17 protein-coding genes are annotated in these 25,864 nt (G+C 68.5%); 5 read left to right on the top strand and 12 right to left on the bottom strand.

Annotated features, from left to right (window positions below; all coding sequences use genetic code 11):
- Positions 1-75: 75 nt before the first annotated feature.
- On the top strand, positions 76-789 hold the full coding sequence (locus tag E7V67_016945; protein ID WUR11398.1) for a YoaK family protein: 714 nt from the start codon (positions 76-78) through the stop codon (positions 787-789).
- Between the two features lie 6 nt (positions 790-795).
- Here E7V67_016945 and E7V67_016950 read toward each other — a convergent pair whose 3' ends face one another.
- Positions 796-1,368 (bottom strand): TMEM175 family protein, encoded by a 573-nt coding sequence (locus E7V67_016950; protein WUR11399.1) that lies wholly within the window; start codon positions 1,366-1,368, stop codon positions 796-798.
- 107 nt (positions 1,369-1,475) lie between these two features.
- A complete protein-coding gene (locus E7V67_016955; protein WUR11400.1) occupies positions 1,476-2,573 on the bottom strand; it encodes an AMP-binding protein in 1,098 nt (365 codons plus the stop codon).
- A 210-nt stretch (positions 2,574-2,783) separates the two neighbouring features.
- Between E7V67_016955 and E7V67_016960 the strand changes: the two genes are divergently transcribed.
- Entirely contained in the window at positions 2,784-4,058 is a 1,275-nt protein-coding gene (locus E7V67_016960; GenBank protein ID WUR11401.1) for a TonB family protein, read from the top strand.
- Between the two features lie 48 nt (positions 4,059-4,106).
- Here the strand turns inward: E7V67_016960 and E7V67_016965 are convergent, their stop codons facing one another.
- The 10 genes from E7V67_016965 to E7V67_017010 all read right to left on the bottom strand — a co-directional run bounded on the left by E7V67_016965 (position 4,107) and on the right by E7V67_017010 (position 21,925).
- The gene (locus E7V67_016965) at positions 4,107-4,748 is read right to left on the bottom strand and encodes a hypothetical protein (GenBank protein WUR11402.1); all 642 of its coding nucleotides are present in this window, start codon (positions 4,746-4,748) and stop codon (positions 4,107-4,109) included.
- Positions 4,749-4,791: 43 nt separating this feature from the next.
- The gene (locus tag E7V67_016970; protein ID WUR11403.1) at positions 4,792-6,996 is read right to left on the bottom strand and encodes a beta-glucosidase; all 2,205 of its coding nucleotides are present in this window, start codon (positions 6,994-6,996) and stop codon (positions 4,792-4,794) included.
- Between the two features lie 11 nt (positions 6,997-7,007).
- Entirely contained in the window at positions 7,008-9,872 is a 2,865-nt protein-coding gene (locus E7V67_016975; protein WUR11404.1) for a glycoside hydrolase family 31 protein, read from the bottom strand.
- A 24-nt stretch (positions 9,873-9,896) separates the two neighbouring features.
- Positions 9,897-11,540 (bottom strand): DUF5597 domain-containing protein, encoded by a 1,644-nt coding sequence (locus E7V67_016980; protein ID WUR11405.1) that lies wholly within the window; start codon positions 11,538-11,540, stop codon positions 9,897-9,899.
- Positions 11,541-11,547: 7 nt separating this feature from the next.
- Complete coding sequence (locus E7V67_016985) at positions 11,548-14,565, bottom strand: TonB-dependent receptor (protein ID WUR11406.1); 3,018 nt, start codon at positions 14,563-14,565, stop codon at positions 11,548-11,550.
- Between the two features lie 227 nt (positions 14,566-14,792).
- On the bottom strand, positions 14,793-17,192 hold the full coding sequence (locus tag E7V67_016990; GenBank protein ID WUR11407.1) for a glycoside hydrolase family 95 protein: 2,400 nt from the start codon (positions 17,190-17,192) through the stop codon (positions 14,793-14,795).
- Positions 17,189-18,523, bottom strand: coding sequence for a GDSL-type esterase/lipase family protein (locus E7V67_016995; GenBank protein WUR11408.1), 1,335 nt, complete (start codon positions 18,521-18,523; stop codon positions 17,189-17,191). Before E7V67_016995 ends, E7V67_016990 begins: the two co-directional genes overlap by 4 nt.
- A gap of 91 nt (positions 18,524-18,614) precedes the next feature.
- Entirely contained in the window at positions 18,615-19,619 is a 1,005-nt protein-coding gene (xylF, locus tag E7V67_017000; protein WUR11409.1) for a D-xylose ABC transporter substrate-binding protein, read from the bottom strand.
- Between the two features lie 25 nt (positions 19,620-19,644).
- Entirely contained in the window at positions 19,645-20,694 is a 1,050-nt protein-coding gene (locus E7V67_017005) for an aldose epimerase family protein (protein WUR11410.1), read from the bottom strand.
- A 10-nt stretch (positions 20,695-20,704) separates the two neighbouring features.
- On the bottom strand, positions 20,705-21,925 hold the full coding sequence (locus tag E7V67_017010) for a DNA-binding transcriptional regulator (GenBank protein WUR11411.1): 1,221 nt from the start codon (positions 21,923-21,925) through the stop codon (positions 20,705-20,707).
- Positions 21,926-22,188: 263 nt separating this feature from the next.
- On the opposite strand from E7V67_017010, the gene E7V67_017015 reads away from it, so the two are divergent.
- From E7V67_017015 to E7V67_017025, 3 genes are all read left to right on the top strand, one after another.
- A complete protein-coding gene (locus E7V67_017015) occupies positions 22,189-23,871 on the top strand; it encodes an AMP-binding protein (protein WUR11412.1) in 1,683 nt (560 codons plus the stop codon).
- 123 nt (positions 23,872-23,994) lie between these two features.
- Positions 23,995-25,236 carry a histidine kinase gene (locus tag E7V67_017020; protein WUR11413.1) on the top strand — a complete coding sequence of 414 codons (1,242 nt, stop codon included), beginning with the start codon at positions 23,995-23,997 and terminating at the stop codon, positions 25,234-25,236.
- On the top strand, positions 25,233-25,859 hold the full coding sequence (locus E7V67_017025; protein ID WUR11414.1) for a response regulator transcription factor: 627 nt from the start codon (positions 25,233-25,235) through the stop codon (positions 25,857-25,859). Before E7V67_017020 ends, E7V67_017025 begins: the two co-directional genes overlap by 4 nt.
- Positions 25,860-25,864: the final 5 nt, after the last annotated feature.

Consider the following 25,864-nt stretch of genomic DNA (forward strand, 5'->3'; position numbering starts at 1 on the left):
GCTCGTGTCCCGGTCCGGTGACTGACCCCGCGGTGGGACACGAGCTTATCCGTTTCTCACCTCCTGGAGTTTCCCATGATCGCTCGGCCCAGCGACCTCTTCCTCGCCATCAGCCTGGCCACCCTGGCCGGCTACGTGGACACCGCCGGCTTTGTCGGCCTGTTCGGCCTGTTTACCGCCCACGTCACGGGCAACTTCGTCCTGATCGGCACGGAGCTGGGCCATCCCGGCGAAGGCGTGCTGCTGCTCAAATTCCTCGCGTTTCCAGCATTCGCGGCGGGCGTGATCGGCGCCCGGCTGCTGGCCAACGCCTGCGAACGGCGCGGCGTCAGCGCGATCCGGCCGCTCCTCGCGTCCCAGCTGCTGCTGCTGGCCGCGTTCACGGCGGCCGCCATCGTCGGCAGCCCGCCCCTCGACCCCGGCGCGCCCGTCGTGCTGGCCGCCGGCATGCTGGGCGCCGCCGCGATGGGCATCCACAACGCGGCCGGCAAGCTGGTGTTCGGCCGCATCGCACCGACCACGGTCATGACGGGCAACGTGACGGAGCTGTTGATCAACCTGACCGACTGCCTGACGGGCCACGGCACCGCGGCCGTGCGCGACAAGCTGGCGCGCTTCGGCTGGCCCATGCTGGCGTTCGCGCTGGGCTGCATCCTGGGGGGCTACGGCTTCCGCCTGGCCGGCTTCTGGTGCCTCTTACTGCCGCTTGCGACGCTGGCGGTGCTGATGGTGCTGTCCTGGCCGGCCCCCGCGGCCGCCGTGCCGGCGACGCCGACGCGCGCCGGCTGATCGGGCTCAGGCCAGGCGCTTCTCGATGCGCCGGTCCGGAATGAACCACAGCAGCGCGACGCCGATGTACACCGCGAAGCCCAGCCACGGATGCACGAAGGCCAGCGCGATGCCGGCCGCGTACAGCACGGTGGACAGCCGACCCTTGCCGTCCGAGCCGATCGCCTCGGCCAAGGCACGGTTCTCGCGCTGGTGACGCGTCAGGAAGCGCACCAGCAGCATGTAGGCGATGGAGCACATGAACAGGATCAAGCCGTAGGCCGCGACCGGCAAGGTGGCGAAGTGGTTCTCGCCCATCCAGCCCGTGACGAAGGGGATCAGCGACAGCCAGAACAGCAGGTGCAGGTTGGCCCACAGCACGCCGCCGCCGACGCCCTGCACCGCGTGCAGCAGATGGTGATGGTTGTTCCAGTAGATGCCGACGTAGACGAAGCTCAGCACATAGCTGAGCAGCACGGGCCCCAGCGGCAGCAGCGCATCCACAGTGACGCCGTGCGGCACCTTCAGCTCCAATACCATGATCGTGATGATGATGGCGATGACGCCGTCGCTGAATGCTTCCAGTCTGCTTTTGCCCACGGGGTTCCTCTTGCATGGTGCGGCGCCCCGCCCCGGCGGCGGGACGATCCGGTGGCGCCGATGTTAGCGCCGCCGTGGCGGCCGCGCCATACCCCTTTCGTGGCGGTTCAGTTGTACTGCCGCGTATCGTGCGCGCGCCGCACCCGGTGCGCCAGCGCGCACGCCAGCGCCGCGCTGGCGCCGTAGCAGTGGCGGATATCCACCTCGGTCTCGCGGTCCAGCACCGCATGGAACGACGCCATCTCGGGCCGCGGCCCCACCGGCAGCAGCACGCGCAGGTCCGCCAGCGTGGCCGGGATCGTGCAGGCGCAAGCGTCGAAGCGGGATGTGGCGATGAACAGCACCGTGACCCCATGGCGGTGCAGCGCCACCGCCAGCCCCTGGTCGTCCACCCCCTCGGGCAGGATCGCAAGGCTGCCACCCGCCAGCAGCGGCCCCCACAGCTCCAGTCCCGCCACGTCCGCCGGGCTGCCGCCGGCAAAGGCGACGCAGTCGGCCGCGCCGAAATCGGCATAGCCGTTGCGTGCTGCCAACCGCGCCAGGGTGGCATGCGGCAGGCCGTGACCCAGCAACTTGCCGCTGTTCGCAGCCGGATACAGCAGGCATGCCGGCGTGCCGACGGGTGCCTCGACCCGCAGGTTGCCATCGGCATCGGTGCGGCGCGCGCCATTGATCGCCAGCGCGACCGGACCGGCCGCCAGGCCGGGCAGCCGGATGGCGTCGGCCAGCACGGCGCTGGCGCCGCTGTCGGCCAGCACGTGCGCCTGCCAGGACAGCGGTGCGGCCGGGTCGAGCGGCACGTGGGTGGCGCCGCACTTCACGATGGCCAGCGCGGCGGCCACCAGCCGCGCCGAGCGCTCCAGCACCGTCGCCACCGTATCGCCGGGGCGCACGCCATGCCGGCGCAGCCGCCGCGCCAGCGCGTTGGCCGCCGCGTTCAGCCGGCCATAGGTCCAGTTGCCGTCGTCGGTGCGGATCGCGATCGCGGCCGGATTGTGCGCCGCATGCGCCTCGAACAGCCGGTGCACGCCGCATGGCGGAACCGTCGCCGGCCCGTGAGCCCGAGCGGCGCGGCAGCCATTGCCCAGCAACGCCAGCGGCACGGGCCGGGCCCGTACCCAGCGCGTCGCGGCGGCGCGCGGGCGCGGCACCGTCGGGGCGATGGCGACAATGGCAATGGCGGGAAGGTGGGCGAGCTGGTTCATGGCGCTACTCCTATGCTGGCGGCGCAACCGGTGCGAATGCGGCCGGCGACAACTGCATTCTGCGCCAGCCCCGCATGAAAATCGCCAGCGGGGACAAAAAGGCCGTAACGAATTACACGGGTGGGCACACTCATTACACTTTGACGACATTCTGGCCGCCCGTTACAAAGTGTGTGTTTTTCATGAGTGCTTATCGGTTATCCTGGCGCAATGAAAAACATCCTCTTCCTGGCTGGCGCACTGCTGGCAACCTCGGCGGGCGCCACCGGCACGGACGCGGCCGGCCACGCCATGACGCGCGACCTGAACGTCTGCGGCCTGCCCGCCTGGCCCCCTGCCGCGCTGGCACGTGGCGCCGAAGGCAAGACGACGGTGGCAGTGCAGGTCGACAGCGGCGGGCGCGTCACCGCCAGCCGCGTCGACGTCTCCAGCGGCCACGAGGACCTGGACCAGGCCGCGCTGGCCGGCATCGCGCGCTGCCGCTTCCATGGACTCGCCGCCGCGGCCGCCACGCCGACGCAGTGGCGCCCCATGCAGTACGTGTGGTACCTGCCGGAGCGGCCGGCGGCACCGAACGCCGAGCTGATTGCCGCCGTGCGCGCGGCCGCCGAGACGGGCGCCGCCGCCGCGCAGATGGAACTGGGGTGGTGGTACCAGGCCGGCAAGCTGGGCAACGTGGACCTGGCGCAGGCGGAAGAATGGTATCGCCGCGCCGCCGAGACGGGGGATGCCGCGGCCCAGGTGCGCCTGGCCGGGTTCTACCTGCAAACGGTGCAGCCGCCCCGGCCGGACGATGCCCGCCACTGGCTGCGCCAGGCCGCGCAGGCCGGCAGCGCCGAGGCGCAGACGTGGCTGGCCTGGATGGCCGACACGGGTGTGGGCGGCACGCGCGACGACGAGGAAGCGCTGTACTGGATGACGCAGGCTGCCGCCAGCGGCAAGGCGGAGTTCCAGGCGCGGCTCGGCAACCGGCTGCTGCAGCGTGCCGACAACGACGCGGACCGCGTCCGCGCCATCGAATTGCTGGAACGGGCGGCGCAGCAGGACCATGCGATGGCCAGCTTCTTCCTGGCGCGCAGCCACGAACAGGGCATCGGCATGCCGCGCGACGAGGCGCGGGCCGCCACGCTGTACCGCGCGGCGCTGGGCCGCAGCAACGGCCGCGCCGAATACCAGCTTGCGGCGATGCTGGAGGAAGGCCGCGGCGGACCGGCCTATCCGGCTGCCGCCGCGCCCTTGTACCGGCAGGCGATGCAGGCATCCTTTCCGCCGGCGTTCGGGCGCTATGCGCGGCTGCTGGAGGCGGGCAGCGGCGTCGCTCGCGACGAGACCCGGGCCGTCGAGATCTACCTGCAGGCGGCCGACATGGGCGACTGCGAGGCGATGCGCGCGCTGGGCCGGCTGTACCAGCAGCGTGGTGCCAAGGATGCCTACGAATGGATCGGCCGCGCGCTCTTCTGCGCGAGCCGTGAAGGTGGCAGGTGAAGCACCGGGGACAGGCTGAGCTATCTCAGCGTCGGAGATCCTGGGATGTCATTCGCGCAGCGGCACCCGCTTGAAGCGCCGCTGCCACTTGCCGTTGACCAGCCGGCGCGTGCTCGTCTCGATCCACTTGCCATCGGCCGACAACGACTCGTTTAGTTCCTCGACCAAGGTCAGCTTGCCCTTGATGTAGCGATATTTGGCGCCGGAATGCTGGCAGCAGCCACCGCGCGCGGCGGATGTGATGGTGCCGTCGGGATCGACGGACGGTTGCGACAGCTCGGACAGCAGCGCGTCCAGCGCGAACTGGCCGCGGCGTGGATCGAACAGGTAGTACTGGTTGACGAAGTTCGGCCCGGCGCCGCCGTCGTTGTACGGCAGCGCGATGTCGGGCCGGCCATCGAAGTTGGCGTCCACCACCTGCACCAGTTCCGCCAGCGCGCGCCGGGTCGGCAACGCGTCGTTGACCTGGATCTCCTGCACGGTTGCGCCGGTCTTGCGGTCGACGATGCGGATACCGTGAATCGTCGACAGCTCTTCGTCTTCCAGCGTGGCGTAGGCGGCAAACGCGAAATCGGCCGTCAGCACGCGCTGCTCGACCCAGGCCGGCTGCGGCGGCGCTTCTTCGGCACGGGCAGCAGCGCCCGCGCCCAGGCACGCCAGCAGCGCGCCAACCGGAATCAATGTCTTCATATGGCCGCGACCTTAGCACAAGCCGGCCGGCGCGGCCAGGACCTCAGCGCGCCGGCTGCAGCGTCACCGGGATCGTCGCCGCGCCCAGCCGCACGCTGGCCTGCCCCACCGGCGCATCGGACGCCGTGGCCAAGGTGAACGTGTACTGGCCCGGCGCGACTTTCCATGCCCCCGCCTTGGTCGAATACACGGCCAGCATGCGCGCCGGCACCGTCACGCTGACCTGCCGGCGTTCGCCCGGCTGCAGCAGCAGCTTGTCCCAGCCGGCCAGGCGGCGCGGGGCCTCCCAGCCCGCTGCCTTGCCGGCCGCCGCGTACACCTGCGGTACCGCCCAGCCCGCGCGCGTACCCGTGTTCTTCACCGCGAAGTCCACCTTGACCTGGCCGCCGGCGGCCGGCCGCGCCACCAGGCCGTCGAACGCGAACGTGGTGTAGGACAAGCCGTGCCCGAACGCGAACAGCGGCTTGCGCCCGGTCTTCTCGAACCACTTGTACCCGACGGCCGCGCCCTCGATGTCGTAGTCGGTCTTGAAGCGGCCGGTCTTGCTGCTGGGGTCACCATCGACTTTCGGGCGCGGCAGCTGCGACTCGTCGCGGGCGAACGTGGCCGGCAGGCGGCCGGCGGCATCCACCTCGCCCGTCAGCACGCGCGCGATGGCCTCGCCGCCGGCCGTGCCGGGATACCAGGCCGCCAGCACGGCGGCCGCCTTGTCCACCCATGGCATCGTCACCGGGCCGCCCGTCTCGAGGACGACGACGGTGCGGCGGTTGGCGCTGGCCACCGCGTCCACCAGCGTGTCCTGGTTGTCCGGCAACGCCAGCGACGGCACGTCGAAGCTCTCCGCCGTCCACTGCGTGCCGAATACGATGGCCACGTCGCTCTGCGCGGCCAGCCGGGCCGCGGCCGCCACGTCCTTGCCGTCGTGGTAGGTCAGCTCGGCCCGCGTGCGTGCCGCCAGCGCCTTCAACGGCGAGGACGGATACCAGACGATCGGGCCGGGGAAGCTCTGCGGACCCTCGCCCTTGACGGCGCTGCCGCCGACCGGATGCACCTGCGCGGCGCCGCCGCCCGACAGCACGCCCACGTCGGCATGGCCGCCGATGACCGCGATCTTGCGGACCTGCGATGCCAGCGGCAACACGCCGCCGGCGTTCTTCAGCAGTACGATGCCCTCCTCCGCACCGCGCCGGGTGACCTGCGCGTGCGCGGCGAAGTCGATCTTGTCCGGCTCCACCACCGGTACCGGCTGGTCCATCAGGCCATTGGCGTACATCGCCCACAGGATGCGGGTGACCATATCGTCCAGTCGCGCCTGCGGCACGTGGCCGTTGTCCACCGCCTCGCGCAGCGCCGGGCCGAAATAGGGCGAGGCGTCGAACGGCCAGCCGGACTGCTGGTCCAGCCCCGCCAGCGCCGCCGGGATGGTCGAATGCACGGCGCCCCAGTCGGACATCACATACCCTCGATAGCCCCAGTCGCGCTTGAGCACCCGGTTCAGCAGGTAGTCGCTCTCGCAGGCGTAGACCCCGTTGACCAGGTTGTAGGAGCACATCACCGAGCCAGGATCGCCAACCTCGATGGCGATCTGCAGCGCCAGCAGGTCGGACATGCGGCCGGCCGCGTCGCCCACCTTGACGTCGATCGTCGTGCGGTTGGTTTCCTGGTCGTTGAAGGCGAAATGCTTCAAGGTCGAGACGATGCCGTTCGACTGGATGCCGCGAATCTGCTCGCCCGTCATGGTGCCGGCCAGCAGCGGGTCCTCGCCGCCGTACTCGAAATTGCGGCCATTGCGGGGTTCGCGCATCAGGTTGACGGAACCGGCCAGCAACACGTTGTGGCCGGACAGCCTGGCCTCCTTGCCGATCATCGCGCCGGCCTGGTAGGCCAGCTGGCGGTTCCACGTGGCGGCCGTGGCCAGGCCGGAAGGCAGCGCAGTGCGGCCGCGCGGCTCGGGCGACGGCTGGGTGGCCACGCCGATGCCGGCGTCGGTCTGGTGCTGCGGTGGAATCTTCAGTCGCTCCACGCCGTGAATGAAGCCGGCCGTGTAGTTGATGCCCTCCTTGGGCCGGGCCACGCCGTTGAAGTCCGTCGAAAAGTAGCCGAACACCAGTTTCAGCTTCTCCTCCTGGGTCATCTGCGCCACGGTCGCCCTGGCGCGTTGCGCCGGGTCGGCCGGCTGGGCCTCGACCTGACCTTGTGCGCCGGCGGCGCACAGCGCCGCCAGCACGCATACGATACGTTTCCTCATCCGTGCTGTCCTCACAGTTTCACACTGACGGCCTGGCCGTCGTAGTTGATTTCCTTGTCGGCCGCGTCCAGCGTGGCGCTGGACGACACGCCCGGCTTGACGAAGTGGACGCGGAACGTGCGCCGCGCCACCATGCCCGGGTACTGGCCCTCGCGCGCGCCGATCGACAGCGTGCGGCTGCGTTCATCCCAGCGCAGCGCGATGCGCGAGAACTCGCCGCGCCGGTAGCCTTCCGATACGCCATCGTCCTCGTACAGGCTGAATTGCCCGTCCGCGCCCGTGTAGACCTTCAGGGTCAGCGGCGCATCCGGTTTCTCGTCCACGTACTGGGTCACGGGCCCCATGGGCACGATGGCGCCGGCCCTGACCAGCAGCGGCATGCGCGTTTCCGGCGCGGCCACGGTGATGGTGCGGCCCCCCTCATGGCGCGCGCCGGTGAACCAGTCGTACCAGGCGGCGCCCTTGGGCAGGTAGACGCTGCGCTGGCGTGCGCCATAGGAATAGACGGGCGCCACCAGCATGGAACGGCCGAACAGGTACTGGTCGCGGATGTCCTTGACCTTGTCGTCGTGCGCGAAGTCCATCACCAGGCCGCGCATGATGGAGCCGTAGTTGAAGTGCGTGTCCGACGCCGTCGCGTAGATATACGGCATCAGCCGATAGCGCAGCTTCAGGTAGTCCACCATCGATTCGCGCGTGGCCGAGCCTTCCGGCGCCAGGTTGTAGATCTCGCGCTTGACCACTTCGCCGTGCGAGCGGAACAGCGGCGAGAACGCGCCGAACTGGAACCAGCGCAGGTTCATCTCCTGCCACTCGCGCACGTCCTCGGGCTTGGCCTGGCTGCCATCGATGCGGCGGTTTTCCTGGGCGGAGCCCAGCTCGCCCGTCTGGAAGCGGGTCTCCTGCGCATAGCCGCCGATATCGTGCGTCCACATCGGCAGGCCGGACAGCGAGGCTTGCACGCCGGCCGAGATCTGGTCGTACAGGTTGTTCCAGCGCCCCACCGTGTCGCCGCTCCAGATGGCGACAGCGTTGCGCTGCACACCGGCGAAACCGGAACGCGACAGGATGAACTGGCGCTTGTCCGGCTGATCGCGCTTCAGGTGTTCGTAAAAGCCCTGCGTGTGCGCCAGGCTGTACGTATTGAACGTGACCTCGCCGGGGCCGTACACGGTCGGGCCGATCAGCTGCTTGAAATCCTCCAGGCGCGAGTTCGACAGCACGTCCGGCTCGGTGTTGTCCATCCACCAGGCGTCGATGCCCAGTTCCACCAGCTTGGTTTTCATCTGGCGGTAGTAGATGTCGCGCGCCTTTTGCGTGTATGGATCGTAGTGGCTGTTCTTGTAGCCCGGGCCGACCCAATCGAGGTCGCCGTTCTCGACGTTTTTCGTCCACATGCCGCCGGCCGCCTGCAGCTCCTTGTAGTTGTCCGTATCGGCGTAGAACTTGCCCCAGATCGAGAACATGATGTGGGCATTCTGGCGGTGCACTTCGTCCACCATGCCTTTCGGGTCCGGGAAGCGCGCCTTGTCGAAGTCGTGCGAGCCCCAGCCGTTTTCCGGCCAGTAGAACCAGTCCTGCACGATGTTATCCAGCGGCCAGCCGCGCTGGCGGTACTGTTTCACCGTGTCCAGCAGCTGCTGCTGCGTTTCGTAGCGCTGGCGCGACTGCCAGAAGCCGAACGCCCATTTCGGCATCATCGGCTGCTCGCCCGTCAGCTGGCGGTAGCCGCCGATCACGCCGTCCATGCTGGTGGCGCGGATCACGTAGTAGTTGATGGCCTCGGCCACCTCGGAAGACAAGGTCAGCGAATGGCGCTCCGGCGCCGGCAGCGGATCGTTGTGCGTGACGGCGATCATGCCGTTCTCCGGCTTCCAGTCCAGGTGGAACTTGACCGGCTTGTCGGACGCGAAGTCCACCTCGAAGTTGTGATACCACGGGTTCCAGCCCTGGCGCCAGACGTCCAGCACCTGCTTGCCGTCGATGCTCAAGGTAGCGTAGTCGGACGAATACAGCTGCATCTTGTGGCGGCCGGGCTTGGACGAGGCCAGCGTGCCTTCCCATACCACGCGCACGTTCTTCAGCGACTTCAGCGGACCCAGCTCCTTCGGCCAGAACTCGGCCACGTCCTTCAGGTACTGGTAGCGCAGGTCATCCTCGCGCCGCGTCAGCGCCAGCTTGCCGTCCACGTAGTAGCGTGCCGTCAGCGCGCCCGGCTTGCCGTCCGCGTCCGCCAGCCGCAGGTCGCGCTTCATCGGCCCGTAGGGTCGCGCGTCGCCGAAGCGCGAGATGCCGTTGTTGTCCCACAGGACGCCGTAGTTCTTGTCCGAGACGACAAACGGCACGGCGATGTCCATATTATGCTGCTGCAGCAGCACGTCCTCGCCGTTCAGGTTCATCTGGCCGTTCTGGTGCTGGCCGGTGCCGTAGAAGGCATCCTTCGTGCCGTGGTTGAAGCCCTGCTTCACCGTGACGAAGGGCTTGCCGCCCAGGGTGACGGGTGCGATGCTTTCACTGGCCTGGCGCAGGAACACGCCGCCCTTCGGATCGGCGAAGCGCACCTGCCCATCCGCCAGCGAGACCGTGGCAACGACGCTCTTGGCCGCCAGCACCACGTCATTGCCCGCCTTCTTTACCGTGAACGCGCAGGCGCACGGCTGCGCCACCGTCATCATGGACGGTGTCAGCTGCTTGCCGGCCTGGTCCACCTTGACGACGTGGACGATATGGTCGGCCATGAGTTCCAGCCGGATTTCCTTCGCCGCGCCGCCATCCGGCAGCACCGTCACGCCGCTGGCCGTCTGCTGGAAGGTGCCGGCCCAGGCCGGGCCGCAGGCCAGCGCGAGCGTCGCGCAGGCCAGGCTGATCGTCTTCATCTGCATTGTCTGTTGTCCCCTGTTTTAATAAGTGCCCAGTTTCACGCGCAGCACCGCCGGGCGTGCCATGAAATTGAGGCCGTAGTCGGTCTGGTCGCCATTCCAGTTGCGCTCCATGACCCAGCGGCCCTGGCTGTCGAACTGGCCCTCCTCCACGCGCGCATACATCGACGGCTTGCCGGCATTGGCGCCGGCGCCCTCGAACTTGATACGGGCGTGCTGGCCGACGACGATGAATTCGTTGTCGCCGACCTGGGCGACGGCCACGCCGCCGTTCGGCGCCTCGGTGCCGGCCGGCTTGTCCTGGATGTGCTTGAAATACTGGGCCTCGCCGAACTGCCACTCGCGGAACGACACCGTGGCCTTCCAGCCGCGCAGCGCGATGGTTTGCGGGGCGCGATCGTCGCCCTCGGCCACGCCGCGCGTGCGTCCCTCGAACGCCCACTGTGCCCACTGCCGCGCCATCGGCCGGAACGCGCCGAAGATCGTGCCGAACGGGGCCACCATCGTGCGATCCGTCGCCTTGGAGCCCAGCGGGAAATTGCTGTAGTCGGCGTAATCGATGCCGAACGGCGCGAAGCCGATGCCGCCCCGTCCCAGCACGGCGAACGCGTAGCGCGGATAGACGGTGGAATTGCCGATCTCCGGCACGAACAGCGCGTTGTCCGGGCGCTGGAACTTGTCCAGCGTGGCCATTACCTTGGGCGAGGCCGGCTCATAGATATCCGGCCCCGCCACGTCGATGTGCGGCGCGGCGGCCTTGTAGATGCCGATCACGTCGTAGGTCGGTCCGCCGCTGGCGAAGTTCTTCCGCCACGGCGCCAGCGGCTCGACCGGATCACGCAGCGCGTTGTTGACGAACATCGGCAGGTCGTACACGGCGCGCCCGGCCTTGGCGATCTCCTCGATGTAGCTGGCGATGGCCCAGGTGTGGAAGTACTGCTCGGCGTAGTCGCCGTATACCTGCTGCCAGGTACCGCTGGCGGCGCCCTGCACGGGTGACTTCTGCTGCTTCAGCACCGCAGCCGGCACCGCGCCGGCAAAGGCCTTCTGGCCCGCCGGGCTGTAGTCGCGCGCGTAGCCGTAGGTGCCGACCTCGTTCTGCACCTGCACCATGATCACGGTATGACGGTCGCCGTCGATCTGCTTCAGGTGTGTCATCAGCCGCACGAACGCGTTGCGGTCGGCCTTCAGCGTCTCGGTCCCGTGCGGCGACAGGCAGTAGATCGGCTTGCCCTGCTGGTCGAGCATGCGCGGGAAGCGCGCGTTGTCGAACTTGACCCATTCCGGCACGTAGCTGGGCCCCGTGTTCTTCCAGGTGCCGAACCACAGCAGCACCAGGCGCACGTTGCGTTCGCGCGCCTGCTGTACCAGGGTGTCGACGTAGCCGAAGTCGAATTTGCCCTCGGCCGGCTCGATCTGCTCCCACGCCACCGGAATCTCCAGCGTGTTGGCGTTGGCGTCCGCCAGCGCGGCCCAGACCTTGGGCAGCGCCGCCACGTAGTTGCTGGAGTTGTGCGCCTGCGCGCCCAGCATCAGGTAGGGCGCGCCGTCGACCAGCAACGCGTGGCGACCGTCCTGCGTGACGAGACGGGGCAGCTCCACCGCCGCGGCCTGGAACGCAGCCGCCAGCGCGGCCGCGGCAATCAGTTTAGAAAACGTTTTCATACGCATCTCAGAAAGCATAGCGCAGTTGTGCCGTATAGCGCCGGCCGGACACGAACCAGGCCCGTCCCATCATGCCGATCCCTTGCTGCATCAGCTGCTTGGCCTTGGCGTCCGTCAGGTTCTGTGCTTCCACGCCCAGCGAGGTGCGCTCGTCGAGCTGGTACGACAGCGAGCCATCGAGCTGGCCATAGGCGTCGGACCACAGCGGCAGCGCCCAGCCGACATTGCGCTGGCCGAAGGTCGGGCTGGCGGGATTGGTGTCGGTGCCGTCGCCACCGCGGGTGCCGTTGACGTTCAGCCCCTGCAGGTTCTTCGAGCGCCAGCTCCAGGCCAGGCGCGCCGACCACGGCCCCTTGTCGTACAGGAGGGCGAGGTTGTACGAGTTGCGCGACAGGTATTGCAGCGGCAGGTTGCCGAAACCGCGGCCGTCCGTGTCGCAGCCGTTCTGGTTCAGGTTCAGGTTGGCCGCCGTGTTGCCGCCCGAGCAGTAAGGCGAGAAGGTGGGGCGGTACGGCTTCGTATTGCTGTCCACGAAAGTGTAGTTGACCTGCACCCCGAGGCCGGACAGCGCGCCGGGCAGCTTGTCGAAGTACTGCTGGTAGGCGATCTCCACGCCGGTGGCGCGGCCGCTGGCGCCGTTCACCGGCCCCGTGACCGTGAAGTTCTGCATCGTGCCGTTGACGTCCGGGATCTGGTAGTCATAGGTTTGCTGGACGATGACGTCCTTCAGCCGCTTGTTGAACACTGCGACCGTCAGCGAATTGGAACGGCCGAAGTACCACTCGGCCGTCAGGTCCACCTGCGTGGCCGTGGTAGGGCGCAGCAGCGGATTGCCCTTGCCCTCGCCCGTCAGGGTCATGCTGTTGACGACGGTGCGGTTCTCCAGCGGGAAGTTGGTCAGCTTGACGTCCTGCGTCAGCGTGGCGTAGCCCTGCAGGTCCTTGAAGTCGGGCCGCGAGATGGCTTTCGACAGCGCGAAGCGGAACTGCAGGTCGTCGCGCGCCTTCATGCGCAGGTTCAGGCTGGGCAGCACGTTGTGGTACGAGTTCTCGTATTGCTGGTCCGCGGAGAAGGCGGGAATCACCGGCACGGCAGGTCCCGGCACGGTGTTCCCCGGCGGGACCGTGACCGACGGCGGCGTGAACACCGTATAGCCGCGCGCCTCCATCTCCGTCTTCACGTAGCGCACGCCCACGTTGCCGTCGACCGGATACTTCCAGTCGTCGAAGCCGAAGCGCAGCTGGCCGAACAGCGCCTTCGTTTTCTCCGACTGCTCGTTGATGCCGGAGGGGTTGCCGCCGAACTTGGCCGGGCTCCAGGTGGCGCAGTTCTGTGCCTGGCCGGTGCGCGCGGCGCGCTCGGCGCACAGGATGTTGTGGAACTCGTGCAGCGCCGCGTACGAACCCGGGAAGCCGGTGGCCCACGAGGTATCCGGGAACACGAGCGATGGCACGTTCGCCTTGCCGTTGAAGAAGTTGGGGAACGTGGTCAGGTGCGTGGCGCCCGAGAAGCGCGGGTCGGCCAGCCAGGCCAGGTTGTCGATATTGTTACCGAGCTGCCAGGTCTGCGAGATCGGCGACCAGTTGTAGTCGGGGTTCGAGGTCTCGTTGACGGAGTCGCGTTTGGCAAAGCGCACGCCGAAGCGCAGGTCGCGCAGGAATGGATGGTCGAAGGTGTACTTGGCGTCGCCCTTCCACGCCTTCGAGCTGGCGTCGCTGCGGTCGAGGTGCTCCTGCGTGAAGGCCCAGTAGTAGCTGTTCGGATTGGCCAGGTAGGCGCGCTGGGCATCGGTGAAGACCAGGTTCGGCACATTGCCGGACAGGTCGATCTGCTGTTCCGGCATCAGCACGCCCGTGGCCACGGTGGAGTCCAGCCCGCGCGTCTTTGCCTTGATGCGCTGCAGGTCGGAGGTGAACGACCAGCGCTCATTGGCACGCCACGTCACGTTCCACGAGATGTCGGTGGTGTCCGACTTGCGGGTGGCGATGCGGGTGTCGTCGCCGAAGTTGATGCCAGGGTCGACGCGGTCGAACATCGTGCCGGTCAGCAGCGCCCCGGACGGGCTGTAGGTGGCGCCCGGCCGCAGGCCGATATTGTAGGGGTTGGACGCGGCGAACAGCGCCTGCTCGTCCCACTGCATCTCGTACTTCGACTTGAAGTACGTCAGGTGCGAGCGCAGGTCGGCGTTGGCCTTCCACTGCAGCGCGCCGTACAGGCCCTGGCGCTTGCGGTCGAAGTTCAGGGTGCGCCATTGCGTGCCTTTCGGCACCCACACCGTCTTGCCCGGCTCGATGTCGTTGCGCGGGTAGTACGGCTCGACCTGGAAGCCATCCGTGCGGGTGCCGCTCTCGGAGTAGGCGTAGTCCACCAGCGCGCCGATCTCGCCGATGCCGGTCTTCCAGCGGTTCGACAGCAGCGCCGAGCCGGACGGCGACCATTTGCCCTTCCGCAGTTCCGAATACGTCGACTGGGCCGAGATGCCGACCTTGGCGCCCTTGAAGTCGAACGGCAGCGCCGTGCGCAGGTTCACGAGGCCACCGATGCCGCCCTCGATTTGCTCGGCGGACGGGTTCTTGTAGACATCCAGGCCCGCCATCAGTTCGGGCGGCACGTCTTCGAAATTGAGCGAGCGGCCGCCGTTGGCGGAGAACGAGTCGCGTCCGTTCAGCTCCGAACGCACCAGCGACAGGCCGCGAATCGACACGCCCGAGCCTTCCACCGAATAGTGTTCCGGGTCGCCGCGGCTCATGGTGCGGTCGATCGTCACGCCGACCACGCGCTGCAGCACCTCGGTGACGGAGCGGTCGGGCAGCTTGCCGATGTCCTCGGCCACGATCGAGTCGACGATCTCGTCGGAATCCTGCTTGATCTTCTGCGCCGACTCGATCGAGCCGCGCTGGCCCGTGACGACGACGGTGACGGGGGCATCGGCCGCCTGGCCGGCCTGGGCATGGGCGCCCTGCGACGACATCATGGCGATCTGCGCGGCAGCCAGCGCGATCGCGGTCAGCTTGAACTGTTTCAAAGCGTCTCCTCGTTTTATTCGTGACGAACCTGCTGTTGTGCGCAACATTGTGTGTTCGCGGCTTGCATGGGGCAATTGCGAAAATCACCAAAGCTCGAAACGATATTTCACCGGGCTTGGACTCGGGCTGCCGTCGATGAAAACCGGGGTCAGTCCCCTGCGGGGACAGACCCCAAGCCTTGATGCGCCGGGGGATCCTCGCCAGCCGTCTCACTGGCGTCTCGGGCTCAGGGTCTGTCCCTCCAGGGACTGACCCTGGTTTTCATCACCGGCAGCAATGCAGCGTTCCCCGGCGTTACCCGCAGCCGCGTGGCCTTGCCGGCGTGGCGAACCAGTACGGTGCGTGGACCGCCGGCCACCGCCCGGATCGTCGCCGCCGTCAGCTGGCCACCCGCCCACGCGATATCGACCTCGTAGCCACCCCGTGCGCGCAAGCCGCGTACCGCGCCATCCGGCCACGCCGGCGGCAGCGCCGGCAGCAGGTCGATGGCGCCGTCATGCGATTGCAGCAGCATCTCGACGATCGCCGCCGTGGCGCCGAAATTGCCGTCGATCTGGAACGGCGGGTGCGCGTCCAGCAGGTTCGGATACACGCCGCCAGCGTTGTTGTGCTCCGTACCCTGCGACGCCTGCGCGGCAGCGCGCACACCGGGCTTGGCCAGCAGCCCGCGCAGCATCGTGTAGGCGCGTTCGCCGTCGTGCAGGCGGGCCCAGAACGCCATCTTCCATGCCATCGACCAGCCCGTGCCGGCGTCGCCGCGCGCAGCCAGCGACTTGCGCGCGGCCGCGGCCAGCGCCGGCGTGCCGAGCGGCGTGATCTGCCGGCCCGGGAACACGCCGAACAGGTGCGACACGTGGCGGTGCGTGTCCGTTGGCGTATCCAGCACCGGGTCGTGCTTCTCCTCCAGCCATTCCAGCAACTGGCCCCAGCTGCCGACACGCGGACCGGCCAGGCGATCGCGTGCCGCCGCCACTTGGCGCGCGAAGGCAATGTCGCCCAGGATGCGCGCCGCCCGCGCCGTGTTGTCGAACAGGTCCCACACCAGTTGCTGGTCGTAGGCCACGCCATCCTCGACGGGGCCGTGCTCGGGCGACCAGCCATTCGGCGCCACCAGCCGGCCATCCGGCAGGCGCTTCAGGTAGTCCAGCCAGAACCGGCTCACTTCCTTCATCAGCGGGTAGGCCGTGGTGCGCAGGAACGCCCGGTCCTGGGTGAAAGCGTAATGTTCCCAGAAGTGCTGCGCGTACCAGGCATTGGCTGTCTTGTTCCAGCGGTAGCCCGTGTAGCCGAACGGGTTCGATTCCGTCCGGACCGTCCAGCCGCGCACGGGCCGGCCGTCGGCGCGCCGGAACGACTCGACCGGCTCGGCTTCCGCTGGCTGGCTGGCGTCGCCCGCGTTCGACGGCGGCGGACCGTGGCGCGCGCTGTCGGCCACCAGTTGGCGATAGGCCGGTACCAGCGCCTGCACGAAGCCGAACAGGGGCTGCGCCAGCTCGGACAGGTTGGCCGTCTCCGCCGGCCAGTAGTTCATCTGGATGTTGATGTTGGTGTGGTAGTCGGCGTTCCACGGCGGCGTCAGGCTGTTGTTCCACAGGCCCTGCAGGTTGGCCGGCAGCGGCCCGCGCGAGCTGGCGATCAGCAGGTAGCGGCCATACTGGAACAGTTGCGCCTCCAGTTCCGGGTCCTGGCCCTGTGCCGTATAGGCTTCGATGCGGCGGTCCGTGCTGAGCGCGCGGCGCTCGGGCGCGCTGGCGCCGACATCGAGGGCGACGCGCCCGAACAGCGCGCGATGGTCGCGCTCGTGCGCGGCCTGCAGCGCTTGCCAGCCTTGCGCCGCCGCCCGCGTCACCTGGGCCGTCACGCGTGCCAGCGGATGTTCGCCCTGGAAGCGGCGCGCGGCGTCCGGCACGTAGCTGGTGCCGGCGCCCAGCACCAGGGTGACGCTGTCGCAGCCTTCGAAGCGGATGGCGGCTTGCTCCATCGTCACCTTGCCGCCTTGGTGCAGCACCTGCACCTGGCTGGCGTAGTCCATCGCATTGGCGGATGGCGGCTGATGCGCCGGCGTCCATTGGTTGCCCAGTTCCGGCGTGACGACGAAGCCGGCCAGCGAGCCGGTGGCGTAGAGGCGGTCGCCTGCCACGCGCACATGGGCGCCGTGCATGTCGGTCAGGCGCACCATGCCACTCTGGGCGCCGGGGCGGTCGGCCGTCAGGCGCACGGCGATCACGTCCGCCGGATGGCTGGCCAGCACTTCGCGCGTGTAGCGCACGCCGGCGTGCGTGTACGTGACCGTGTGCAGCGCGCGTCCCAGGTCCAGCGTGCGGCGATAGTCGGTGGCGTGCTCGTGGCCGGGCAGCTCGACGTACAGGTCGCCGAACGGCTGGAACGCGCCCATGGTCTTCTCGTCGCCGGTCCACAAGGTGATGTCGTTGAACGCCAGCTGCTCGCGGCCCGGCTGGCCGAACACCATCGCGCCGATGCGGCCATTCCCGACCGGCAGGGCCTCGCGCTCCCAGCCTTCGGCCGTCGCGGCGGCGGGGCGGTCGTAGCGCAGGGTCAGGTCGGGTGCCGCGCACGCCTGCGCCGCCGCCAGCACGGCGGCCGCCGCGAGCAGCCGTGCCGTCACGGTGCGACCACGCCATCCCGGCGCTGACTGGCCAGCAGTCGTTGCAGCACGGGTTCCATCGCCTCGCCCCACAGCGCGTAGCCGCGCGCGTTCGGGTGCAGCAGGTCCGGCATCACGTCCTTTGGCAGCACGCCATGCGCGTCCAGGAACGCAGGCGAGACGTCGTGGTAGAACACGTGGCGGTGGTCGGCCAGGCCGGCGATGATGCGGTTGATGTCGTCGTTGATGCGGCGCTGGCGGCTGTCCGGCCGGGCGTCGCGCGGGAAGATGCCCAGTACCAGCACCTTCGATTCCGGCAGCCGCTGGCGCAGCTCGGCCACGATGCGTTCCAGGCCGGCGGCGGTCGTGCGCGGGTCTTCCTGGCGGTGCCCCGTGTTGTTGGTGCCGGCCATCAGCACCACGACCTTGGGCGCCAGGCCGTCCACCTCGCCATGCTGGAGCCGCCACAGGATGTTTTCGGTGCGGTCGCCGCTATAGCCCAGGTTCAGAGCATGGTAGCGCGCGTAGCGGCGCGCCCACTCGTCCTTGCCCTCCTTTTCCCAGCCCTGCGTGATGGAGTCGCCCAGGAAGACGATCTCGGGCAGCGTGCCGCTGGCGCGGCGCGCGGCGATTTCCTGCAGCTTCTGCTGGTGGCGCGGCAGCCACCAGTCCAGCGACCAGGGCTCGCTGAGCGGCTCCGGCGTGACGGACACCGTGCGGTAGTCGGGGCAGCCGGCGTTGGGTTTGCCGTGCTGCCGGAAGCGCACGTTGGCGACGGCCACCTCGCCGGAGCCGTTGGCCTCGATCGAGAACGGCCGGCGGATCGCCGAAAAATCGTCGCCCGCGCGCATGAAGCAGGACAGTGCGAATTCGAGGTGCCGCCAGCCCTTGCCGGCTTGCGCGCGCGACTGCAGCACGTATGGCACCTTGCGCTCGCAGTCCTTGCCGCAGCCCAGCTGGATATGGATGCCGCCCTTGCTCATCGCGCGCACGTCCAGGTCGAAGGCCAGCACGCCATCCGGTGCATAAGGTCGCAGGTCGCGCGCGCCGGCCCGGTCGTTCTCGTCGCCTTCGATGCGCAGGCTGGCGTACCAGGTGTCGCGAAAGTCCAGCACCAGCGCGTCGCGCTGGCCGGCCTTGACGGCAGCGACGCGCACGACGGCGGACGGCTGCTTCGGGTTGGGCGGCACGGTGATCGAGCGGCCCGTCAGCACGGCCTGGCCCTCGGAATGCGCGGCGCTGACGTGCCAGCCGGGGGCGGGCTTGCCGTTGTAGACGTTCAGGTCGGGCGTCGCGGCGTGCGCGTGCAGTGCGGCCAGGGCGAGCAGGCCGGCTGGGAGGATGCTGGGCATTGCGTATCCAATGGATGAGAGAGAACCCGAGGGGTCGGGCACCTGATTGCGGCTCGCAGGGCCGCGATCAGGTGCCCGACCCCGGTGCTTCTTACTTGCCGGCGAGCTGCGCGCTGGTGTAGAAGCCGTCCTTGACCAGCAGGTCGACATTGTCCTTGGTCAGCGCGGTCGGTTTCAGCAGCAGCGAGTCGACCTTCTTGAAGCCATTGTCGTACTGCGAATTGAACGCCGGTTTCTCCTTGCGCACCAGCTGCACCGACAGCTTGGCGGCCTCGCTGGCGATGGCCTTCAGCGGCTTGTACACCGTCATCGACTGGGTCCCGGCCACCACGCGGCGCACCGCGGCCAGATCGGCATCCTGGCCGGACACCGCGACCTTGCCGGCAAGTTTCTGCGCGCCCAGCGCCTGGATCGCGCCGCCAGCCGTGCCATCGTTGGAAGCCACCACGGCGTCGATCTTGTTGCCGTTCGCCGTCAGCGCATTCTCCACGATCGCCAGCGCCTCGCTCGGACTCCAGTCCTTGACCCACTGCTTGCCGACGATCTTGATGGCGCCCTTGTCCACCAGCGGCTGCAGCACGGCCATCTGGCCTTCGCGCAGGATCTTGGCATTGTTGTCGGTCGGCGCGCCGCCCAGCAGGTAGTAGTTCCCCTTCGGTACCCGCTCCACCAGCGCGCGCGCCTGCATCTCGCCCACCGCCTTGTTGTCGAACGAGATGTAGGCGTCCAGGTCGGCGTTCAGGATCAGCCGGTCATACGAAATCACCTTGATGCCCGCTTTCTTGGCTTCCTTGATAGCGTTACCAAGAACGGTCGCGTTGTAGGGCACGATGACGATCGCGTCGACGCCGCGCGCGATCAGGTTCTCGACCTGCGAGATCTGTTTTTGCTCGTTGCCGTCGGCCGACTGCACGAACACCTTGGCACCCAACTGGGTCGCGGCCGCCACGAAATAGTCGCGGTCGCGCGCCCAGCGCTCCAGCCGCAGGTCGTCGATCGAGAACCCGATTTTCGGGTTTTTCGCGTCGGCGCTGGCCGTGCCGCTGGCCAGCAACAACATCGATGCCGCGACGGCGGCCGCCATGATTCTTTTCATGCTTGTCTCCTCTTGGGTTGGTTATTCAGCATTGCAGCGACAGCCGGTACACGGTGGTCTGCCGGTACACCTGGCCGGGGCGCAGGATCACGGCGGCCGCGAACTGGCCGTTGAGCTGGTCGGGATAGGCGCCCGCCTCCAGGCAGAAGCCGTCGTGGCGGGCATATGGCTGGCGGCTGCGTCCCTGCACGCCTTCCAGGCAGTTGCCGCTGTAGAACTGCAGTCCCGCCTCGGTCGTCGCCACCTGCAGCTGGCGCCCGGAGCCGGGGTCGTACACGCGCGCGACGGTGCGCAGCGCCTGGGCGCCGCCGGGCGCGCCGTCGGACAGGCAATAGCAATGATCGAAGCCACCGGCCAGGTGGATCTGCGCATCCGGCCAGCGCAGGCGCGGGCCGATCGCCGCCGGCTGGCGGAAGTCGAACGGCGTCCCCCCGACGGCGACGCGGCCGACCGGGATGCCGGCCGGATCCACCTGCAGGTAGTAATCGGCGTCGATCTGCAGCATGTGGTCGCCCACGTCGCCGACGCCGCCGTTCAGGTTGAAATACGGGTGCGACGTCAGGTTCAGCGGCGTCGGTGCGTCCGACGTGGCCTGGTATTCGATCGACAGGCAGCCGTCGTCGTCGAGCTGATAGAACACCTGCACCTCGACGTTGCCGGGAAAGCCGCCCTGCCCGTCCGGCGACACATGGCGCAAGGTCAGGCCGCCGTGCGCCAGCACGCCGCGCCAGTGGGCGCAGTGGAAGCCGGTATCGCCGCCGTGCAGGTGGTTGCCGCGGTCGTTGACGTCCGCCTGCACGGGCCGGCCGTCCAGCATGAAGCGGCCGTGCGCGATGCGGTTGGCCCAGCGCCCGATGATGGCGCCGAAGTACGACCGATTGTGGCGGTACTGGGCGTCGCTCGGATAGCCGAGCAGCACGTCGGCCATGCGGCCGTAGCGGTCCGGCGCCCACCACGACACCAGCGCGGCGCCCCGTTCGCTGACGGTGACGCGCATGCCGTAGGCGTTACGCAAGGTGAACAGCTGGGCCTCGGTGCAGGGCATGGGAACGGTCGGTGCGGATTTGAAGTTCATACCTGCGCTTTCAGGCTTGGAGATCGGGGATGCCCAACGTGGGCAGCCCCAGTGCCGGCGCGCCGCCGCGGGCGCGCTCCTGCCAGGCGCGCGGGGTGCAGCCCAGTTCGCGCTTGAAGACCGAATGCATGTACTGGCTGGACGTGAAGCCGCATTTGATGGCCACGTCGGTCAGGTTGCAGTCGCCCCGGTCGAGGTAGGCGATGGCCGCTTCCAGGCGCAGGCGCAGGATCTCGTCGTGCACGCTGCAGCCCAGCTCCTGGCGGAAGTAGCATTCCAGGGTGGAGCGCGAGATGCCCACGTAGTCGGCCACCTGGTCCGTCTTGATGCCCTGGCAGGCGTACTGGCGGATGAAATGGCGTGCCCGCATCACGTGCGGATGCTTGGCGCGTTCGTGCTTGCTGGAGGCCAGCACGTTGATGCCGGCCGGCGGCACCAGGATGCGGGTGTCGGCCAGGCGCACCCCGTGCAGCATCTGGTCCAGCAGGTGGGCCGCCGTGCGCCCCATCTCCTCGGCGCCCTGGATCACGGAACTCATCGGGATGCGCGTCAGCATGCGCGCCAGCGGGTCGTTGTCGATGCCGATCAGCGCAACCTGTTCCGGCACCTCGATGCCGGCCAGGGCGCAGGCCTGCAGCAGCTGGCGCGCGCGGGCGTCGGTGACGGCGATGATGCCGACGGGTTTGGGCAGGCTGTGCAACCAGGCGATCTGCTGCTCCACTGCCTCGTTCCACAGCGGCGCGCTGGTGCACTGGCCACGGTAGACCTCCGGTTCCAGCTTGTCGCGCTTCATCAGGCGGCAGAAGGCTTTTTCGCGTTCCTGCGCCCAGCGGTTTTCCTGCGCTTCGGGCAGGCTGAACAGGGCCAGGTTGCGCAGGCCGGCCTCGATCAGGTGGTCGTAGGCTAGCTTGATCAGCTTGAAATTGTCGGTAGCTACGTACGGTACGCCGGGCGGGTAGTCGGTAGCGCTCTCATAAGAGCCGCCCACCGCCACCACGGGCACGCGGCAGGCGGCCAGCGCGTCGGCCACGGCAGGATTGTCGAAGTCGGCGATGATGCCGTCGCCCTGCCACTGGTCGATGCCGGACAGGCGGGCGCGAAAATCCTCTTCCAGGAACAGGTCCCACGCGGTACGCGTGCTGGCCAGGTAGCCGGCGATCCCCGTGATGACTTCGCGGTCGAATATTTTATTGGCATTGAAAAGCAGCGCGATGCGATGCGTTCTCAGCATGGTTGTCTCCCCTCACTCCGAGTTGCACCATTGTAAAGTTTTATGCTGGTGCCGTAGCGGGCCGTGTTGCATTTTGCTTACATCGGGCGTGGGTTTCAATTATGAAATCCAACGACTGCCATTGCGATTCTGGGTACGCCTTCCAGCCTGGAATCGGCGCATTGGGCTGCTCAACCGTGCAGCCTTGGCCTGTGCGCCCAGGAGTGCTAGGCTTGACGGTGCTGAAACAATTCAGCAATGAATAACAAGACACAGGAGACAGCATGCAGCAATCCAGTTACGTCCATGGCGCCCACGACGTGCCGCTGATCGGCGCGACCATCGGCCGCCATCTGGCCGACGTGGCCGCGCGCCACGCCGACAACGAGGCCCTGGTGGTGCCGCACCAGGGTATCCGCTGGACCTACCGCGAGTTCGACGCCCGCGTGACGGCGCTGGCGGCCAACCTGCTGGCGCTGGGCCTGCGGCCGGGCGAGCGGATCGGCATCTGGTCGCAGAACTGCGCCGAATGGGTGCTGGTGCAGTTCGCCACGGCCAGGGCGGGCCTGATCCTCGTCAACATCAACCCGGCCTACCGCCGCGCCGAGCTGGAGTACGTACTGGACAAGGTGCAGTGCAGCGCCCTGGTCCTGGCCCCGTCGTTCAAGTCGAGCGACTACCTGGCGATGGTGCGCGATGTGGTGCCGGAGCTCGCTGCCGCGCGTGACGGCATGGTACGCAGCGCGAAGTTGCCGGCACTGCGCCACGTGATCCGGCTGGGCGCGGGCAGCACGCCCGGCATGCGCAACTTCGACACCCTGCTGGCCGCGCCGGAGGCCGCCTTGCTGGAGCGCCTGCGCGCGCTGGATGACGAGTTGCAATTCGACGACGCCGTCAATATCCAGTTCACCTCCGGCACCACCGGCGCGCCGAAGGGCGCCACGCTGACCCACCACAACATCCTGAACAATGGCTTCTTCGTCGGCGAGGCGATGCGCCTGACGCCGCGCGACCGCCTGTGCATCCCGGTGCCGCTGTACCACTGTTTCGGCATGGTGCTGGGCAACCTCGCTTGCGTGACGCATGGCGCCACGATGGTGTTCCCGGGCGAAGGCTTCGAGCCAAAGGCGGTGCTGGCGACGGTGCAGGCGGAGCGCTGCACCGGCCTGCACGGCGTGCCGACGATGTTCATCGCACTGCTGGACCATGCCGACTTCGGCCAGTACGACCTGGCGACCCTGCGCACCGGGATCATGGCCGGCTCGCCCTGCCCGGCCGAGGTGATGAGCCGCGTCATCGAACGCATGCACATGAAGGAGATCACGATCGCCTACGGCATGACGGAAACGTCGCCGGTCAGCTTCCAGAGCTCGGTGGACGATCCGGTGCTGCTGCGCGTCACCACGATCGGCCGCGTGCATCCCCACCTGGAAGTGAAGATCGTCGATGCGGACGGGCGCATCGTGCCGCGCGGCGCCACGGGCGAGCTGCTGACGCGCGGCTACTCCGTCATGCTGGGCTACTGGGGCGACGAGGAAAAGACGCGCGAAGCGATCGATCCTGCCGGCTGGATGCACACGGGCGACCTGGCCGTGATCGACGCGGACGGCTTCGCGACCATCGTCGGCCGCTCGAAGGACATGGTGATCCGCGGCGGCGAGAACATCTATCCGCGCGAAGTGGAGGAATTCCTGTACCGGCATCCGATGGTGCTGGACGTGCAGTGCGTCGGCGTGCCGGACCAAAAATACGGCGAGGAGCTGTGCGCCTGCATCGTCGTGCGGCCCGGCCACGTGGCCGACGAAGCAGCGATCCGCGCGTTCTGCAATGGCCAGATCGCGCACTACAAGATCCCCCGCTACATCCGCTTCGTCGAGGCGTTCCCGATGACCGTCACCGGCAAGATCCAGAAGTACCTGCTGCGCCAGCAGATGGCGGCCGAGCTGGAAAAAGCCCGCACTCCTTGAAGCATCGGGGACAGGCCCGCTTCTGCGAGTCTGTCCCTCGGGCTTCCTCCGCATGACTTCCAGCACTCCCAAGCCGGGCCGCGCGCGGCATACAATGCCGTTCCGCCAACGAAAGCCTTGCCCATGTACCGACTCGTGACCGACCTGCGCGTGCGCCGCATGCCGCCGTGGATCATCGCCACCGCGATCGCGGCGCTGTTCGCCCTCCTGCACATCGCCGCCATCCTGGCCGCCGGTCCCGGCCAGACCCCGCTGCACAACCCCATCGGCCTGGCCACCATCACGGTCGTGCCACCGCTGACGATCGGCAGCCCGGAGCCGGCCCGCATCCAGGCAGTGTTCCAAACCTACACGCTTGGCAAGCTGCTCGCGGTGCTGGCGATGACGGCCGCCGTGGCCGTGGCCTGCCGGGCGCGGGCCAGGCGCCGCACGATGGCGCTGGCGCTCCAGCTGGCCTGCGTAACGGTGCTCGACGCCCTGCCCTTGCACGTGGTGCTGGCGGTGCAGCTGGCGATGCTGCTGCCGTGGCGTGCCGGCCTGGCATGGCTGGCCGCGCAGTACCTGCTGGGCGTGCTGGTGGACACCGCGCTGGTGCTGGACCTGGCCGGCCGCGAGCACACGCCGCCGCAATGGGCGCTGCTGGCCTACCTGTCGGCCGAGCGCACCGTGCTGGCGGCCGCCTTCCTGATCGGCCGCCTGGTGCAGCGTGAACACCGCCTGCGCGCGACGCTGGCGCACGCGCACGCGCAGGTGCTGGCGACCCAGGCGCTGCTGGGCGAAACGGTGCGCGGCGCCGAACGCCTGCGCATCGCGCGCGACCTGCACGACAGCATCGGCCACCACCTGACGGCGCTGAACCTGCACCTGGACCTGGCTACGCGCCAGGCCGGCACCGGCGCGCCCGCACTGGCGACGGCGCGCGCCGTCAGCGCCGACCTGCTGGCGCAGGTGCGCAGCGTGGTCTCGCACACGCGGCACGACCAATCGATCGACCTGGCGGAGGCACTGCGCGCGCTGTGCGCCGGCCTGCCGACGCTGCCGGCCAGCTTGCATATCGAGCCGGCCGCGGCACGCCAGCCGGCGCCGGTGGCGCATGCGCTGTACTGCTGCATGCAGGAGGCGATCACCAACGCGCTGCGCCACGCCTGCGCCAGCCGCCTGACGGTGGAGCTGCTGCACGACGACAGCCGCACGCTGGCGCGTATCACGGACGACGGCCAGGGCGGGTCCGCTCTTGTCGAAGGCAATGGCTTGCGCGGCATGCGCGAACGGCTGGCCGAACTGGGTGGAGCGCTGCAGCTCGAAGCGCGCAGCCCGGGGCTGGCGGTCGTGATGACCGTGCCGCACCGCGGGAGCGCGGCATGATACGCGTTGCCTTGATCGACGACCAGACCCTGGTACGCAGCGGCATCCGCGGCCTGCTCGACCTGACCGAAGACATCCGCGTGGTGGCCGAGGGCGCGGACGGCACCGACGCGTCACGCCTGCTGGCCCGGCATGAGGTGGACGTGCTGTTGCTGGACGCGCGCATGCCCGGCTGCGGCGGCATCGAACTGCTGCGCGCGCCACCCTTGCCGCTGCCGCCGACGATCGTGCTGACCACGTTCGACGACGACGCGGCGCTGTTCGATGCGATGCAGGCCGGCGCACGTGGCTTCCTGCTGAAGGATATTTCGCTGGAGCGGCTGGCGGACGGCATCCGCGCCGTGGCGGCCGGGCAGACCCTGTTCCGGCCGGTGCTGACGGAACGCACGCGCGCCTCGTTCCGCCGCGCCCAGCCGGGCGAAGCGACGCGTGCCGTGCTGACGGCACGCGAAACGGAGATCCTGGCGCTGATGGCGGCTGGCCTGTCGAACGGCGAGATCGCCGCGCACGTGGGCTCCAGCGAGGGGACCGTCAAGAATCACGTGTCGAGCGTCTTGTCGAAACTGGGCGTGCGCGACCGCGTGCGCGCGGTGTTGCGGGGCATCGAGCTGGAACTGATCTGATGCCC

This window comes from [Empedobacter] haloabium (assembly GCA_008011715.2).
Classification (GTDB): Bacteria; Pseudomonadota; Gammaproteobacteria; order Burkholderiales; family Burkholderiaceae_D; genus Rugamonas; species Rugamonas haloabia.